General features: G+C 46.6%; 11 protein-coding genes and 1 tRNA gene. 9 read left to right on the top strand and 3 right to left on the bottom strand.

From position 1 onward, the window contains the following. The first annotated feature begins 72 nt into the window (after positions 1 to 72). From C7Y71_RS03230 to C7Y71_RS03200, 7 genes are all read left to right on the top strand, one after another. On the top strand, positions 73 to 735 hold the full coding sequence (locus C7Y71_RS03230; RefSeq protein ID WP_111898592.1) for a DedA family protein: 663 nt from the start codon (positions 73 to 75) through the stop codon (positions 733 to 735). 71 nt (positions 736 to 806) lie between these two features. Then, positions 807 to 894 (top strand) — tRNA-Ser (locus C7Y71_RS03225). Positions 895 to 1,171: 277 nt separating this feature from the next. After that, the gene (locus C7Y71_RS03220; RefSeq protein ID WP_111898593.1) at positions 1,172 to 1,942 is read left to right on the top strand and encodes a zinc ribbon domain-containing protein; all 771 of its coding nucleotides are present in this window, start codon (positions 1,172 to 1,174) and stop codon (positions 1,940 to 1,942) included. 167 nt (positions 1,943 to 2,109) lie between these two features. After that, entirely contained in the window at positions 2,110 to 2,454 is a 345-nt protein-coding gene (locus tag C7Y71_RS03215) for a type II toxin-antitoxin system RelE/ParE family toxin (RefSeq protein ID WP_111898594.1), read from the top strand. A 2-nt stretch (positions 2,455 to 2,456) separates the two neighbouring features. Continuing rightward, positions 2,457 to 2,798 (top strand): helix-turn-helix transcriptional regulator, encoded by a 342-nt coding sequence (locus C7Y71_RS03210; protein ID WP_111898595.1) that lies wholly within the window; start codon positions 2,457 to 2,459, stop codon positions 2,796 to 2,798. A 404-nt stretch (positions 2,799 to 3,202) separates the two neighbouring features. Further along, entirely contained in the window at positions 3,203 to 3,673 is a 471-nt protein-coding gene (locus tag C7Y71_RS03205) for a hypothetical protein (protein WP_111898596.1), read from the top strand. Next, positions 3,645 to 3,923: a hypothetical protein gene (locus C7Y71_RS03200; protein ID WP_146739435.1), complete on the top strand. Its 279-nt coding sequence runs from the start codon at positions 3,645 to 3,647 to the stop codon at positions 3,921 to 3,923. Before C7Y71_RS03205 ends, C7Y71_RS03200 begins: the two co-directional genes overlap by 29 nt. Before the next feature lie 117 nt (positions 3,924 to 4,040). Here C7Y71_RS03200 and rfbD read toward each other — a convergent pair whose 3' ends face one another. From rfbD to C7Y71_RS03185, 3 genes are read right to left on the bottom strand one after another with little or no spacing between them, the layout of a single operon-like run. Continuing rightward, a complete protein-coding gene (gene rfbD, locus C7Y71_RS03195) occupies positions 4,041 to 4,898 on the bottom strand; it encodes a dTDP-4-dehydrorhamnose reductase (RefSeq protein ID WP_111898598.1) in 858 nt (285 codons plus the stop codon). A 2-nt stretch (positions 4,899 to 4,900) separates the two neighbouring features. Further along, positions 4,901 to 5,446 (bottom strand): DUF4924 family protein, encoded by a 546-nt coding sequence (locus C7Y71_RS03190; protein WP_111898599.1) that lies wholly within the window; start codon positions 5,444 to 5,446, stop codon positions 4,901 to 4,903. Between the two features lie 39 nt (positions 5,447 to 5,485). Beyond that, entirely contained in the window at positions 5,486 to 6,181 is a 696-nt protein-coding gene (locus tag C7Y71_RS03185; RefSeq protein ID WP_111898600.1) for a LysE family translocator, read from the bottom strand. Positions 6,182 to 6,533: 352 nt separating this feature from the next. On the opposite strand from C7Y71_RS03185, the gene htpG reads away from it, so the two are divergent. Continuing rightward, positions 6,534 to 8,579 (top strand): molecular chaperone HtpG, encoded by a 2,046-nt coding sequence (gene htpG / locus C7Y71_RS03180; RefSeq protein ID WP_111898601.1) that lies wholly within the window; start codon positions 6,534 to 6,536, stop codon positions 8,577 to 8,579. Between the two features lie 693 nt (positions 8,580 to 9,272). Continuing rightward, the gene (locus C7Y71_RS03175) at positions 9,273 to 16,196 is read left to right on the top strand and encodes a hypothetical protein (protein ID WP_111898602.1); all 6,924 of its coding nucleotides are present in this window, start codon (positions 9,273 to 9,275) and stop codon (positions 16,194 to 16,196) included. The last annotated feature ends 71 nt before the right edge of the window (positions 16,197 to 16,267 follow it).

Genomic DNA, 16,267 nt, shown 5'->3' with positions numbered 1-16,267 from the left:
ATTTTGCGGAAGATTTTACCGTTTCGCTGAACAGTTTTCAGATAACAAACCGACAGAATAAGCAATATATCTATGTCAGGAATAATCTTATGGGTGCTGAGCCACCTCAACTATTGGGTTGTACTCCTCTTCATGGCGATAGAGAGTTCGTTCATTCCCTTCCCCTCGGAAGTCATTGTGCCGCCGGCAGCATGGCTTGCTATGGGCGAATCTTCCACGATGAACATCTTCCTCGTAGTGGTCTTCGCTACCATCGGTGCCGACATCGGTGCTCTTGTCAACTACTGGCTCGCACGCTGGCTGGGTCGCCCCGTGGTTTATAAGTTCGCCAACAGCAAGTTCGGCCACCTGTGCCTTATCAACGAAGAAAAAGTGAAGCACGCAGAAGAATATTTCCGCCAGCATGGCAAGTCGAGCACTTTCTTCGGCCGCCTCGTCCCCGCCGTGCGACAACTCATCTCCATCCCTGCCGGACTGGCAAAGATGAAGATGGGGCCATTCCTGCTCTATACCACACTTGGCGCAGGTTTTTGGAACACCATCCTCGCCGTCATCGGTTATGCTATATTCAAGAGTTTCCCCGACTATCAGGATCCCGAACAGGTCAGCGAGCTCGCCAAAACATACAGCCACGAAATAGGCTACGCCATACTTGCCATCGTCGTCATCGTAGCAGGCTATTTCATCGTAAAGAAAATGCTCAAAAAGCGCAACGGCGCAGAAAAAACAAAATAAAACTTGCTCTTTCGGGTGCGAAACATTATCTTTGCACCCGAATTTGAAAAAACAACACGAATTCAGCCTAAGGAGAGGTGCTCGAGTGGCTGAAGAGGCACGCCTGGAAAGCGTGTAACCGGCAAAACTGGTTCGGGGGTTCGAATCCCCCTCTCTCCGCAATTTTGCGAAAATAAATGAAACCCAAATGTTCAAGAAATCTTGACATTTGGGTTTTATTCATTTTAGCGAGGCTTGCAAGGAGCCTCGCAGGAGCGTAGGGATGGATACAATCAGTCCTCTCTCTCCGCAAGTAAAGAAAATAAAGGCAGACACCAAGTTTACTTGAGTGTCTGTTTTTTTGTTTTACTTACTTGCAAGTAGTCAGGAAATTACCTATCTTTGCTATGCCATACGGCAGATAACATTGTTTTTTATAACATAACCTAACTATATTATGGCTTTATTCAAATGTTCAAGATGCGGTAATATGGTATCCGACAAGGCGGCAGCCTGTCCTAAGTGTGGGCATCCGGTAAATGAAGATGCTCAGTCTGACAAATTCGCAGGGCTCGAACAGACTCCCAGGAAAAAGAACACGACCTTGATGGTTCTGGGCACAGTGCTGGGAATCGTGTTGCTGCTCACGCTACTCGCCGGAGGTGCCTATCTCTACCTGAAAGGTAATTCGCCCGAAACCGTGGCATTGGCAGATAATGACACGACGAAGGTGGAAGAAGAAAAGGAGAATAAGGACAGCACCATCAAAGCCCTCGATGCAAAAGTCAAAGAACTTGAGACCAAACAAGCAGAAGATTCCATAAAAAAAGCAAATGAGGCAAGCAAGCCTGTCGTAGAGAAGCCTAAGCCTGTCCTGGATTCCGACGGAAGCCTCGATTATATCCTCGAAGACGGGAAATATGAGTACTATGGCACATGGAACTCGGACTACTATTCTTCCCACCCTTGCCGCCTGAAGTTTGAGAAGCGAAACGGCCGTTTGCGTAATTGTGTATATACTAATCTGACCTATAATAACCGCATTGTCCTGAAAGGATACATCAGGGATGGTGTGCTGCGCTTCGTAGGCAGGAGGAATGGCCAAAAGGTAACCATGAAATTCCGTGTTGACAGTCATGCGCACGACTTGTATGGTGAAGGCATAGATAATGCCAGCAACGACAGAGCCAACGTGTATTTCTCAACGGAGTATGAGGGCGAGAACTAACTCTGGACGTTACATGGGTTAAGGGCTCTTAAGAATTTCTGCCCGTTTTGCAGGACACGAAAATTTGTTGTCTGTAAACAATAAATATAGTCTTATGCCTAATTTTTTTATAATAATGTTTCGCATTTCAGAAACTTACACTATCTTTGTAGCATAAAAGTAATGGCATGACAGCGAACAGGCTAAATGTGGTGTTTATGGAGGAAGCCTTAAGGTTTATTGAGGCGCAACCGAAGTCTGTGGGAGATAAGATTTATGAAAATGTTCACAGAATAGAGCAAGGCGAACGGAATGTAAAGATTTTCAAAAAACTGATTGGCACAGAAATCTGGGAATTTCGTACATTACACAGTGGCAAACAATATAGGCTGTTTGCTTTTTGGGACACGGAGGCGGACACTCTGATTGTTGCTACTCATGGCATCGTTAAGAAGACACGGAAGACACCATCTAAAGAAATAACTAAGGCAGAGAAAATAAGAAAAGAATATTTCAACGAAAAACGAAGATAGAAATGAAACAGGTAGGGAAATACAAATTATACAGCATGGACGAAGCGCTTGACAAACACTTTGGCGCAATAGGTACACCAGAACGCGACGAACACGAAAGGCGTGTGGCAGATGCCGTACATGCCTACCACATAGGTGAAGCTATCAAGAGGGCGCGGTTAGAGCAGAATCTCACACAGGAACAACTCGGAGAGCGCGTCGGGGTACAAAAGGCACAAATCTCACGGATAGAGCGTGGATATAGCATCACTATCCCAACAATGAGACGTGTTTTCAAGGCTTTAGGCTTTACTACAGCATCATTGGAACTTGGCGGTGCTTTAGGGAAAATACCTTTGTGGTAAAATATACTCTACACAGGCAACAAAAGCGGGTGTGTCAAAATTAAAGAAGTCGCCTAAAGGCGAGAAATCCTGCAAATCTTTACAAATTATACAAATAAAATAATTGTCTGATAATCAATTTGTAAGATTTGATGAGATTTGTAAGATTTCTGCGCGACAGCGCACTCAATTCTTTTTGACACGCCCTCTTTATTGATTGTCAAATACAGTCTTTTAGTCTGAATCGGTCATTAGTTCTAATGCACCTTATCAACTTTCTGCAACTCTGTATTCTAAGCGTCAACCTCCTTGCGCCAATCCGCCCCCATGTTTTTAGGTCATTTTGCAGGCTGAAAATTTTGAATTTACCGCCCGAACCTTTATATTTGCCAAACATAACATAATAGAACCTAAAAACAACTACCATGAAAAGATTTGTGATCATTCTTATGGCGCTTGCACTTGGTCTTTCCGTTTCAGCGCAAAGAGGCCGTTACAGCAAGGGCAGAAAACCGGTTCGCACCACCCAGCGCGTAGCGCCTCGTCCAGTCACGACGATAAAAACCTGTCCCGACAACAACCACCCCCACGCCATCGACCTCGGTCTGCCCAGCGGCAAAAAATGGGCTTGCTGCAACGTTGGCGCATCGAAACCTACAGCATACGGCAATTATTATGCCTGGGGCGAGACGGAGCATAAGGCTAAATATAATGAGGATACTTATAAATGGTACAAAAAAGGTAAATGGATTGAAGATGAGTACTCTGATGAAGGCGGATATTATGAATATATAAGTACACAAGTTGAGAATGAAACATATTATAAAAATGCAGGAACGCTATGGCGAGGAACTTCACACGCGCCAGTTGATAGAACGACTTGCCGCTTCGCTTAATCCGGAAGACTCTTATTTGCTGGATATGGAGGGGATTAAGCAGATTTCCCGTTCTGCAGCGGATGAACTTTATAACTTAACGCATGGTGCAATCCATGTGGATGTAATGAATTTAGAACCTTTCGTTGAGAAAATGTTGTCAGCGGTAACAAAAGGCCGCTTTCTTCCACGGCAACACACAGCCGGCAATCTGCCAATTATTAACTGCGAAACTCTCGATAGTGTTCTTCAGCAATTGAATGCAAAATGATATTTTTGTCGTGTAATCATTGTTAAGATGTTTTTATAGCAAAATCCATACATTTAGCGCACCGTAGAAAGTTACGATGCGCTAAATGTTTATTTATCAAACGATTGCAAAGTGCCGTTAATCCTTCAGCCGCTCGATGCAGTCCTTCAGGGCGTCTTCCCACCATGGGATGTCGATGCCGTAGGTGTCTTTGATTTTTGTCTTGTCGAGCACGGAGTAGTGCGGTCGCTTGGCGGGGGTGGGGTAGTCCTCTGTGTGGAGCGGACGCACGCGGCAGTTTCTGATGCCTGCCTCGCGGTGTATGACGCGTGTGAAGTCGTACCATGACGTGGTGCCTTCGTCGGTAAAGTGGTAAACGCCCGGTACGAGACCATGGCGCACCATCTGGCAGATAGCCATCGCAAGGTCGTGTGCGTAGGTAGGAGAACCTATCTGGTCGGCTACCACACCCAGTTCTTCGCGTTCTTTGCCAAGCCTTATCATCGTCTTTACGAAGTTGTTGCCGAAGGGCGAATAGAGCCATGCCGTTCGTATAATGACGGCTCCTGCGCAACTGCGTATGACGCGTTCCTCGCCTGCCAGTTTTGTCGTACCATAAACGCTCTGTGGGGCAGTAGGGGAGTCCTCGCGGTAGGGCACGCACCCTTCGCCGCTGAACACGTAGTCGGTCGAGACGTGGATGATGTTGCCTCCGCGTTCCTCCACCGCGGCAGCGAGATAGCCCGGTGCGGCGCTGTTCAGTTTCTCGCACAACTCCTGCGCTTCTTCCGCCCTGTCAACGGCTGTAAAGGCAGCGCAGTTGATGATGAGGTCGATGGCATTGTCCTGAATATAGGCATTCACCGCCTCGCGGTCGGTGATGTCGAGTTCTTCTATGTCGGTGTGGAAAAACGTGTACTCCTCGCCGAATCTGTCTTCTATAAGGCGCAGTTCGTTGCCCAACTGCCCGTTGCAACCCGTAATGAGAATGTTCATACTTAAAACTCTATTGGTTTTTCTTTGTCTTTTATGTAATAGTCGGACAGTTGTCCGAGCATCGTGGAAATTTCCTTCACGGCACCGGCTGTCTCTTCCGAAATCTCGCGTTTCTGCAGTTTGAGCAGCAGCACCCCGTAGAGGCATTCCAGACACGTCTCAATCTCCGAACTGTCCTTGTCGGCACCTTTTTTGCGGCGCAGTTCCACGATGTGTGGCAGCACGCGGTGGTACATGCTCCTGTAGTACGGAAATTTTTCCGAAGCGAGCAGGCGGTTGTGCAATTCGTCGAGCGAAGCCACCGCATTCTTCACAATCTGCAGGTGCCCAGCCTCCATCACACCCTCCGAGCGCATCATCTCGCAGATGTCGGCATACCATTGCTCGGTGTCCTGCCGTGTTGCCGTGTCCAGTTCAAAACTGTTGAGATAGCCTTCCTTCAGGCGGTCGATGTCGCAGTGAGCGGCACGCACGATGTCCTCCACCTGCCACATATACAGAATGTACTCTGCACGGTTTGTCGTTCGAAGTTTGTTGGCTATAATCACAATCTGATGCTATTGGAGCGTGTTTCGCTAAAAGGTTTTTCAATAAATCGACATGTGGAGGAATGTCATGATGGCATAGATTACCGAAACGGTGATGACGATGCCGCCGATGATATGGTTCATCGTCTTCATGCCCCGTATCGTAATGTTTGCCTTCAGACGATTCACGAGCCAGGTCAGTCCTAACCACCAGAGCATGGCGCCACCGATAATCGACAGGTAACCCACTGCCATTTCATACCAGTGGTTCGGTATGACAAACGTCAGCAGGGCATAAACTGCCGTGAAAAGGAAGATAATCAGTGGGTTCGACAGTGTCAGGAAGAAGCCCGTGATGAAGTTGTGGAACAGGGTGCCCTTCTTTTTGTTGTGCGAAGGGCGGAAACCCTTCGACGGGTCGGAGCGGAACATCCAGATGCCGAAGAACATCAGCATGCCGCTACCCACCAGTTTCAGAATGAAAAGTATGTCTTCATCTTCAATGAAATATAGCATGAACGACATACCCATACCTGTCATCAGCGCATAGAAAAAGTCGCTCAACGCGGCACCCGCTCCTGTGGCAAGTCCGTATCGGCGACCCTTTTGCATCGTGCGGTTGATAATCAAAATACCCACGGGACCCATCGGAGCCGAAGCAAGGATACCGATAAGCATACCCTTGAGGACAATCTCAATGGTACTGCCGATGAATGTGTTCCAAAAGTCTGCTATTTGCAGAAAAATATGAAGCATATTGATTATCAATAAGTTGTCAGAGCTTGCTTGCTTTTAATAAAGCACCCTGTAGCACTATATGAGTGCAAAAATACAAAAAAATGTTAAACTGCGTAAAAGTATTGTTTCAAATGTAAATTAACGAATTTATAAAGGCATGAAATACAGGATGCGTCGAAATGTCTAAGTATCAGCGGCTAATACAACTTTTAATGTCATTTTTCCAACGACTTTTGCACTTTCGATGTCATTTTTCCAGTCACTTTTGGTTATGATGGCAGTACTTTCCATGTCCTTTGCTGCTCTAAAAACCTTTGGCATAAAAATTGCAAAGTAATATCACCGAAAAAATGAAACAAAAAACATAAAAATCATGAAAGGTAATATTGGAATAACCACCGAAAACATCTTTCCGGTAATCAAGAAATTTCTTTACAGCGACCACGAAATCTTCCTCCGCGAACTCGTTTCGAACGCAGTGGATGCCACACAGAAACTCAGGACTCTCGCATCGAAAGGCGAATTCAAGGGCGAACTGGGCGACCTGACCATTCAAATCGCCATGGACGAAACGGCTGGCACACTGACCATTACCGACCGCGGTATCGGCATGACACAGGAAGAACTCGACAAGTACATCAACCAGATAGCCTTCTCCGGCGCCAACGACTTCCTCGAGAAATACAAGGACGACGCCAATGCCATCATCGGCCACTTCGGACTTGGCTTCTACAGCGCATTCATGGTGGCAAGTCAGGTGGAAATCTTCTCCCTCAGCCATCAGGAAGGTGCCAAGGCTGTGCACTGGACCTGCGACGGCAGTCCCGAATTCACAATGGAAGAATGTGATAAGGCCGACAGGGGTACATCGATCGTGCTCCACCTTGCTGACGACTGCAAGGAGTTTGCACAGAAAAACAAGATTCTCGAACTCCTGCGCAAATACTGCCGCTTCCTGCCGGTACCCATCGCTGTGGGAAAGAAGACAAAGTGGGAGGAAGGCAAGGAAGTTGAAACCGACGAGCCAAATGTGGTGAACGACACAGAACCGCTCTGGACCAAGGCGCCTTCGACACTTAAGGACGAGGATTACAAGAAGTTCTATCGCGAACTCTATCCCATGGCAGACGAGCCGCTCTTCTGGATACACCTCAACGTGGATTTCCCGTTCAATCTCACCGGTGTGCTCTATTTCCCGCAAATCAAGAGCAACCTCGACGTGCACCGCGACAGGATACAACTCTATTGCAACCAGGTGTTCGTAACCGACCACGTGGAAAACATCGTGCCCGACTTCCTGACACTCCTACATGGTGTCATCGACAGTCCCGACATACCCCTCAACGTGAGTCGAAGTTATCTGCAGAGCGATGCCAACGTGAAGAAAATCTCCACCTATATAATGAAGAAGGTGAGCGACCGTCTCAACGAAATCTTCAAGGACGACCGCAAGGATTTCGAGGAAAAATGGGATGGGCTGAAACTCTTTATCCACTACGGACTGCTCAGCGAACCCGACTTCTACGACAAGGCTGCCAAGTTTGCCCTCTTCAAGGATGTTGAAGGCAAATACTTCACCTACGATGAGTACAGGGACCTCATCAAGGCAGAACAGACCGACAAAGACGGTACGCTCGTCTATCTTTACACATCAGACAAGGAAGAACAATACTCCTACATACAAGCCGCAAAGGACAAGGGCTACAGCGTTCTCCTGCTCGACGGACAACTCGACAGCCCATTGGTCAGCATGCTCGAGAGCAAATTCGAGAAGTCGCGCTTCAGTCGTGTAGATGGCGACACCATCGAGCGCCTCATACCCAAGACCGACGGACAGGAAGTGAAGTTCTCTGCCACTGAGTCTGCACAACTGGCTGATGCCTTCAAGGCTGCAATACCCGTTGTGGAGAAAAAAGAATTCCACGTCATGGTGGAACCCATGGGCGAAGCAGCAATGCCCGTCGTTCTCACTCAGAGTGAATACATGCGCCGTATGAAGGAGATGAGTGCCATACAGGCTGGAATGGGATTCTATGGCGAAATGCCGGATATGTATTCCTTCGTACTCAATGCCGACCATCCGGCGGTGAAACGCATTGTTGATGAACTGCCCATCGAGACACTCAACCCCATCGAGGCAGAACTCAAGGGACTGAATGCTCGTAAACAGGTCATCGAGCAAGAGCAAAAGGACAAAAAGCCCGAAGACCTCACCGAAGAGGAGAAGAACACGAATAAGGAATGCGATGAAGCCATCGAGGCACAGCGCACCAAGCGCACAGAGGCACTCAAGGAATATGCCGCCTCAAAACCCGCCATAGCGCACCTCATCGACCTCGCTCTCCTACAAAACGGATTGCTCAAAGGCGAGGCGCTCGACCGCTTCCTGCGCAGAAGTGTGGACTTCGTGAAATAAGTAAATACATATAAACCACCATACAGCGGATGCCCAAACCTAAGGCATCCGCTTTTTTGCTAAATATCCCCTCCTTATCTCTCAAAATTAACGAGATGTTTACATTTTATTTTATTTTATTTTATTGTTGTCCGCTAAAACGGGCTGAAAGTCCGTAAAGCCCATAGCCCAGGGCAACGCCCTGGGGGATAAGGTCAATGGCAATGGCGCACTGTAAGTGCAAAAGCAGAAACGAGATTAGCATTTATTTAATAATATGGCTTTTGTCCTTTCAGGACGCAAATACTCATACGTCCATATACCCAAGGCGTTGCCTTGGGCTATGAGCAGTAAGGCTTTCAGCCTAATTCAGAGCACTAAAACGGACGCAACAAAGTCAAAGAGTAAGCCCCCATAGATTACACCACCCATAAAACACCCAAACAGAAAGGCTTATGACTATGTCCATAAAACTTTTACCGGACACCAATAATTTTATTTGCAAACTCGTCTTTGCAAAATAAGGTAAAAATCATTTAAAAATTGCTAAAAACGCATTTTTATACATTATTATTATATTGTAACATAATTGTAACATGTATTTTTGTAAGGACATAACTATTTAAACTCAAAATCAATCTAAAGTTTCTTTCAGCATAAGGACGCTAAGGTTGGAATTTGATCTGAAAATAACATATAAAATATAGTATTATAATGAGAACAAAAATTACGCAATTGTTCGTTATCCTGCTCTCTTGGTTGGCATTGCCGGTTGGTGCACAAACGTACAGAATGACCACTGGCACGAGAGTATCGCTCTCCGACCTCACAGTAGGTAACAACTACGCAATTTTCAGTACGGCAATCTCCGGCACCAACACTTCGGGCCTTGCTTATGCCGGCTACATCTGCGACACTGGAAGTGCTTTCAAGATGAACAAGCCGGGCAAACTTCCCAAGGATTATACGCCCTCTGCCGCTGAAATTTGGACGTTGACCGCTAAAGAAGGTTCAACAGTAACTTTCAAAAACGCAAGTACCGGCAGGTACATCAGTAGCAACACATCAAGCCGGCTGAGTTCTGAAGAAGCGTCAGTCAAGTTATATGACTACCAAAATCTGCCATCGGGCATCAACACGATGGGAGAAGGCGAGTCATCTGTTTCCGACGACGGTCAATCCTGCATCAACTGCGCAACAGGCGACTTTACGAATGCGAATGTTTTCGGCATCGTCACGACCGAAGAACAGGCAGGATTGAAGGTCAGTCCTGACAACGCAATTGTTAACTATGCAGGTTTCTGCTATCCTTTCGCCTTCTATCAGGCAGTGGAACAGAAAACCGTCATCACCATCAATTTCGTAAAGGATGGCATTACGCTTTTTACAAAAACAGAGACCAACGTTTCCATTGGAAAAGAATATACCTACTTAGTACCAAATGCCTATCAGGGCTATCAAATCACTACTGCCTCAGACGGAACAAACACGGCTACTGCGGGTAGCGCACTTCGTTTCGTGCCTAATGAAACAGGCAATGTGGTTACCGTAACGCTCGGTCAGCAAGAGGAAATTCGTACTTTTAATAAAATTACACGAGAACTGTCGCTCACCGAAATCACCGATATCTCCCAGATTCAAGCAGGACAGAAAATTGTCATGAAAATACACAATACTAATGGTAATGGGGGATATCTCTTTTGGGGGTATAACCATTCATTAGGTAAGAGAGATTCTCTGAGATATGACACAGAAAGATACATCTTCACCATAACAAAAGCTGAAACTGACGGAAACAAGAAGATTGTTCAGATTATGGGTGAAGATGGATACTACTTCCCTGCATTATCCGGATCGAATTCTGAGAGCATTATCTTGGGCACCGCTGCCGATTACGAACTCATTTATAACAATGGCGGATACTTCTATTTGAAAAATGGGGACTTTGGAGTAAACAATAAAGGTGAATATGGACTTAGTCAAATAGTTCAATTTCAATATGGCGATAACAGACCGAATCAGCGAATATGGATATATGCTGCAGGAGAAGAAGCTTCGCTCACTGCAACCACAAGTATTCCACTCGACGTATTGGGTAATCCTGTACAGGATGGAGGCAAGTATGCCATCAGAATGCCCGGTCGCGCCACACAGGTAGGATACAATGTATATCTCACCGGTTCGACAGGCAGCAGTTATATTGTACACAAAAGTGCCTCACTCGACAACTCGATGAAGTGGACGTTGAGTTTTGCCCCTGGAGGATTGGTGCTGAAATCGGAAGAAAATGGCAATTACGCAGCAAGTTTCAAATTCACCGAAAAAAATAATAATGAAGCAAGCACATCATGGGCTAACGGTCACGACAAGGAATTCCTGACAGCCGCCACAGAGGAACGTGCTGAAGTCTGGTTCCCCACGCCACGGACTATCACGGTTGAAGGCAACTCCATCAATGGCTATTTACTGGAAACTACCACAAGTAACTCGACAAGCAACTATTTGAGTAACCATGGGGGCTACACATTTTCTAACATGGGATTATACAACGTCTCCACTGACTTTGGTAGCGTGTTCCAGTTCGTGCCTGCATATGATGTAAATTTCGTGGACGAAAATGGTCTCCCCATAACTGTTACCATCAATGACATAACATCCGCCTCCGGCGAATTCGTTCTGCCAGACGGAGGTTACTACACGTTTGGCAGTGGTACTTTCCCCGGCATGAGTCTCAACACGCTGGAAGAACTCTTATTCAACATCAATGGTATAGACTACGACTTCTCTGGCTTCTACCAAACTATATCGAAAATAACTTCCAGCTTATTAATCAAGGTAAAAAACAGTAATATTGATTATAACAGACCTGGTGCGCAGACGACCCTCAACGACAAGTTTGACCAAGCAATAGTTTCAGGCAAGCGCTACTTCCTCAAGATGCGCCAAAACGTCAATGGCACTACTGATGCAGAAATCGACGCCAACGTGGCATACCAAACCAAAAATGCTTCAGGACAAATTGCACCGCTCGCATGGAACGGCGACTCCACACAGGTATGGCGCCCCTACGGTAGTCTCCAGACCATCGTGCTCCGCAGCAGCGATGACACCTACTTGAAAGTGAACAACTATCCCACTTCGGGCATAGGCTACGGCACATCCTTCGCTTTCGATGCAACACTCGCAAATGCCACACCGTTCTCGGCATGGCCCTGCGACAACATACTCCGCAGATATCACCTCACAACTTCCAATTCCACCGGAAGCATCTACCAATACACTTCCGATGTAGTGAACAGTGCGAACACAGCCGGTCTCAACACTCAAGTTGTTACCACAGACGTGGGCGAAAAGATACAGTTCGTACCTGCTAACAAACTTTCATTCATCGTGAAAGATGAAAACGGAAATGAATACGCTAATCCGTCCATCACATACAATGGTTTAACATTTGACAAGACTGCCATGCGCGGTGTGTATGTGGAACAAGGCAAGGGCATCTCTAGCCTTAACATCACGGCTGCTGCCGGAGAAAGCGCAATCGCTTACAATGACGCACAATACAGATACTTCATAGGCAGTACCAAAATTCAGGCAGAAAACCTTTCGAGCGCCATTGCGAATCTGTCGGGTGATGCCACTATCATCATCCAAAAGAGACAAAACACTTCACCATACGCCATTGACGACCTCTTCGACGTAAATGGCGATTTAGTGGAGAGCAACAAGCTCTACCGTATCCAGTTCACCGGACATGGGAACTACTACCTCACACAGGTACACAAGTCGGATGAAACGATGGGGTCCAATGCTTTCATTGCTAACGGAAAGCAACACTGGTATGTAGAAAAGAGTGACAACGACAGCATAATGTTCTATACTGCAAACGAAGTAGGTTATCTGAGCAACAAGGAAGATGCTACAGGCAACACCTTTGCAGAGGCAATCGTAAGCAGTTTGTCTACTTCTTTAAGCAATCCTTCCGCTTCTGTAAAAATCCAGACAGTAAAATCTCCCGCCAGACTTGTTGCAGGAAGCACATTTGCCCTCCGTTGGAACCGGAACGATTGGTATTTCAACGGTGACAACGCAGCAACCTCAACTTTGTCTGCAGATAATTACTACACTCTGGTTACGGCAACAGACTCCTCGTTCTACTTGATGCGTACCTCAACAGCAGGCAACACACCTGCCTACATCAAGAAACCAACAAGCACAACGACTGGTGATGTTACCGTAACGACAGACATCAGCGAGGCTGCACCCATCGTCATTGAGCACATGAACGACAGCATTTTCAGGCTGAAAACATACATAGATCCTGCGGATCCTACTACATTCACTTATTTCGACAAGAAAAACGGCGATGCAACTGTGCCTTGTTTCTGGAAAGATGGGAACGGAAATCCGAGCGTTCCGAACTCTCCTGTCAAGTTCTATCAGGTGCTTGAGGTTGATGATGCCCTGAAGTTCGCTTTCGAAAGGCTCAACGGCAATCAAGACGAATATGTCTATAGATTCAAAACCACGGTGAACAACTCAACCAGCTATCTCGCCAGCCCAGGTGGTATGTCAAAGCATATCGGTTTTACCAAAAATCCGGGTATAGGAGCGAATTTCAGCCTCATACCCATCAGCCCAGTCTATGATGTGTTCAACTCGGAACTCAACAACAGCACTTACCGCATCGAAATGCCGGGACGTGCTGAAGAATCAGGAGGTCCTGTCACACTGACCATGAATGGTGGAGCAGGCTATAGTCTCTCCGACCGTGAACAGTACTACATAAACCCACAGGGTTTGAAACATTATCGCAACTATTATTGGTTGAGCGACATTGAACAAAACGTGCAGTACCGAAACGACTCCACACAGGTTTGGTTCTTGGAACCTAACGGCATTGGAGGAGCATGGATTAAGAACATCAATGGCAAGTATTGGAAAGCTGAAAGATTTGAAGAAGGCAAGAAACAGGTTACAGACACCGTTTCAAATCGCGAAAATGCAACCCTTTGGGCTATCATACCTGTCGCAGTAAGTGGGGTGGCAAACGCATACAACTTGGTTGCAGCAAACGATACTATTGCCACACCAACCAATTGGTACTTCTCCAATCATGGAGGTATTGATTATAACATGGGATTCCATAATAATGCAACTGATCCCGGTTCATACTTCACCTTCACTCCTGTGAGAAAAATCAGACGCGAAGATGCATACGAACAAGGTATTATCAGTGCCTATGGTTTTAAGTGCTACGGTCTTGGCTACAAGAACACTGATTATGCACCAGGCGACAGCCGCGACTCTATTCAGGGCTACGAACTGCCGAAAAACCTTTGGTTGCCCTACAATCCCATGAGTCAGTCCTATTCGCACATCACGTTCCATCGTCCGGAACTCATTGGCTACCACTATGAAAATGGTATTACCGAAACCAAGCACAGCGACAGGATTATTCGATATACCGGCTATGAACTCAACGACTATCCTATCATAGGTTCTAATCCTCCATACCAGAACGATGATGGGGACTGGACATTCGCCGAAAACACACGTTGGTATGCCATAACCGTCAGAGCGTGTGACGGAAAGAAAGAAAACCCATACATTATGAGTCAGAACTTCTTCCGCTACGTCAGTATGGCAGATGTCAATACGCCGTTCTGCGACAGATTCCTCTTCTGTTTCGTCGGCGACAGCATCAACGGTTACCTCGTTTACAACAAGGCTGAAGGTGCCGGTAGATACATGGGTAGTAAGAACGCAGACCACATCTGCACCGCAGGCGAGAGAAATATCAAGTGGTTACCAAACGACAATACTGAACAAGAGAAACTCTATTCCAAGCATCTCATCCAGGTAACGCAGCACTCACAAAGTGGTTATTATATGCTGGTCGATAGATATACCACCTTCAGTTTCGACGCTTATAATCCTCCACCAAATAACAATACAGTTGGATGGAATTGCTATTGGCACGCCCGCTACCAACCAAATGGTGCGTATATCAAAAACGTACTCGGTACAGAGGAATGGACAAATGGTCAAACCAATCAGGCTGCATCTTACGAACCTTCCATCTATCACAACGGTGGTTCCTACTTTGCACGCACCATGACATTCCCTGACCTGACAGCGATTTACGCCCGTGCATTCAACAAAGAGTTCTTCCACGATCACATAGGCTATCTTGGCATGCACACACATGCGGACAGTGTGGAACTGAACTACAACCTGCTTCAAGCGAACCTCAAGACTATCGGTCCGGTGAATCCTGAAGATTACACGACATTGTCTGAATACAAAGTGGCTTTGCAACAGGCAAAAGACGACTCGTTGGCAATGTACGACATCTTCCTTGAAAACCTCTATCAGTATGGTGTGAAGTACGACGTAAGGTTGGGATATAAATTAAGAAACGAGAAAACCGGACGTTGGCTCGCTGTCAAAGGCGACAACAATGATGGTCCTCTTACCCTCACAGATGTGTCGGATGCTGAGGAAGCAACCACACCCGGCGTACTCTGGAAATTCATCGAAGTAGGTGATAAGGCAATTGCAGACAACAGTAGTGTAAACAACAAGTACTACAAATTGCACAACATCTATCGCAGTGCGAACCTGAAAATAGGGTCTGACGGTTCAATCTCTCTTGAGCCGGAAGACTATGACCAGCGTTCTTCATACGGCGATGACTCTGGCATCGGAACGAACATCGACTTCGTGAATGACATGAGAAGGATGCACAACTGGGCAGAGTTCGTCATCAAGCCTGAAGGAGCAGAAATAACGGGCAGCTCAAAAGGCTACCTCCTCAGCAGTACAGGAAATGGTGTCTTCACAACAGACTACGACCTCGGTGACTCAGAACGCAATGCACGCTGGATGATAAAAGGCTTCGCGCTCGACACGATTCACCTCGCACTGCCCGAAACAGCACACAGCTCCACGCAGTTGGTTTATTCATCTGCCGTAGATCCCGATAAGGACTTCACATGGCCATATAGACACGGTCTCTCAGCATGGCGTATGACATGGCGTCATCACGAAGTGATACGTGGACAAAAGATTGTGCCGGAAGCAGCCTCGAATGACCGTCCGTTCATTACTGCCGGAACGGGTATCCTCTTCCGTGGACCGAAAGACGTGAAATTCCCTTTACTGCCATGTAAGGCAACAACGAAATACAACAGTCTCCTCGTTTCGCCGGATAGTAATGTAGAGAAGGATACCATTGAAGGCAAGCCAGGCTTCAAGTTGACCAAAAACAGCGGCTTCGTCATCGACTACGTCAACGATGAAGACATCGTACGCTGCTGCCTGATTGGCTCTGAGGGATACACGAACAGCAACTACACGAAATTGGATGAAGACCATGTGTTCCTGCCTAAGAACAAGCCCTATATCCCTAACAGTGAAGACTTCTATGGAAGTAAAGACTTTACGATTGCGCTCGAACTTGAAGACGAGTTTGGCAACATTACCAACATCGGCACTATCGACGCAGAAGGCAATGTTACAATCGGTGAATACGATAAGAATGCTCCGTTGTACGATTTGCAGGGACGTAGGGTAACCAACCCGATTAAGGGACATATCTACATCCAAAACCAAAGAAAAATTTATTTCAGATAATTGAAGCGAACAAGGATGGCGGCAAAGCAAAATGCCTGCCGCCATCCCAATCGCCAAACTTATAGCCAAAT

Source organism: Pseudoprevotella muciniphila (assembly GCF_003265305.2).
GTDB lineage: Bacteria > Bacteroidota > Bacteroidia > Bacteroidales > Bacteroidaceae > Alloprevotella > Alloprevotella muciniphila.
The sequence above is the reverse complement of the archived record's forward strand: the minus strand, read 5'-3'. Positions and strand labels throughout refer to the sequence as shown.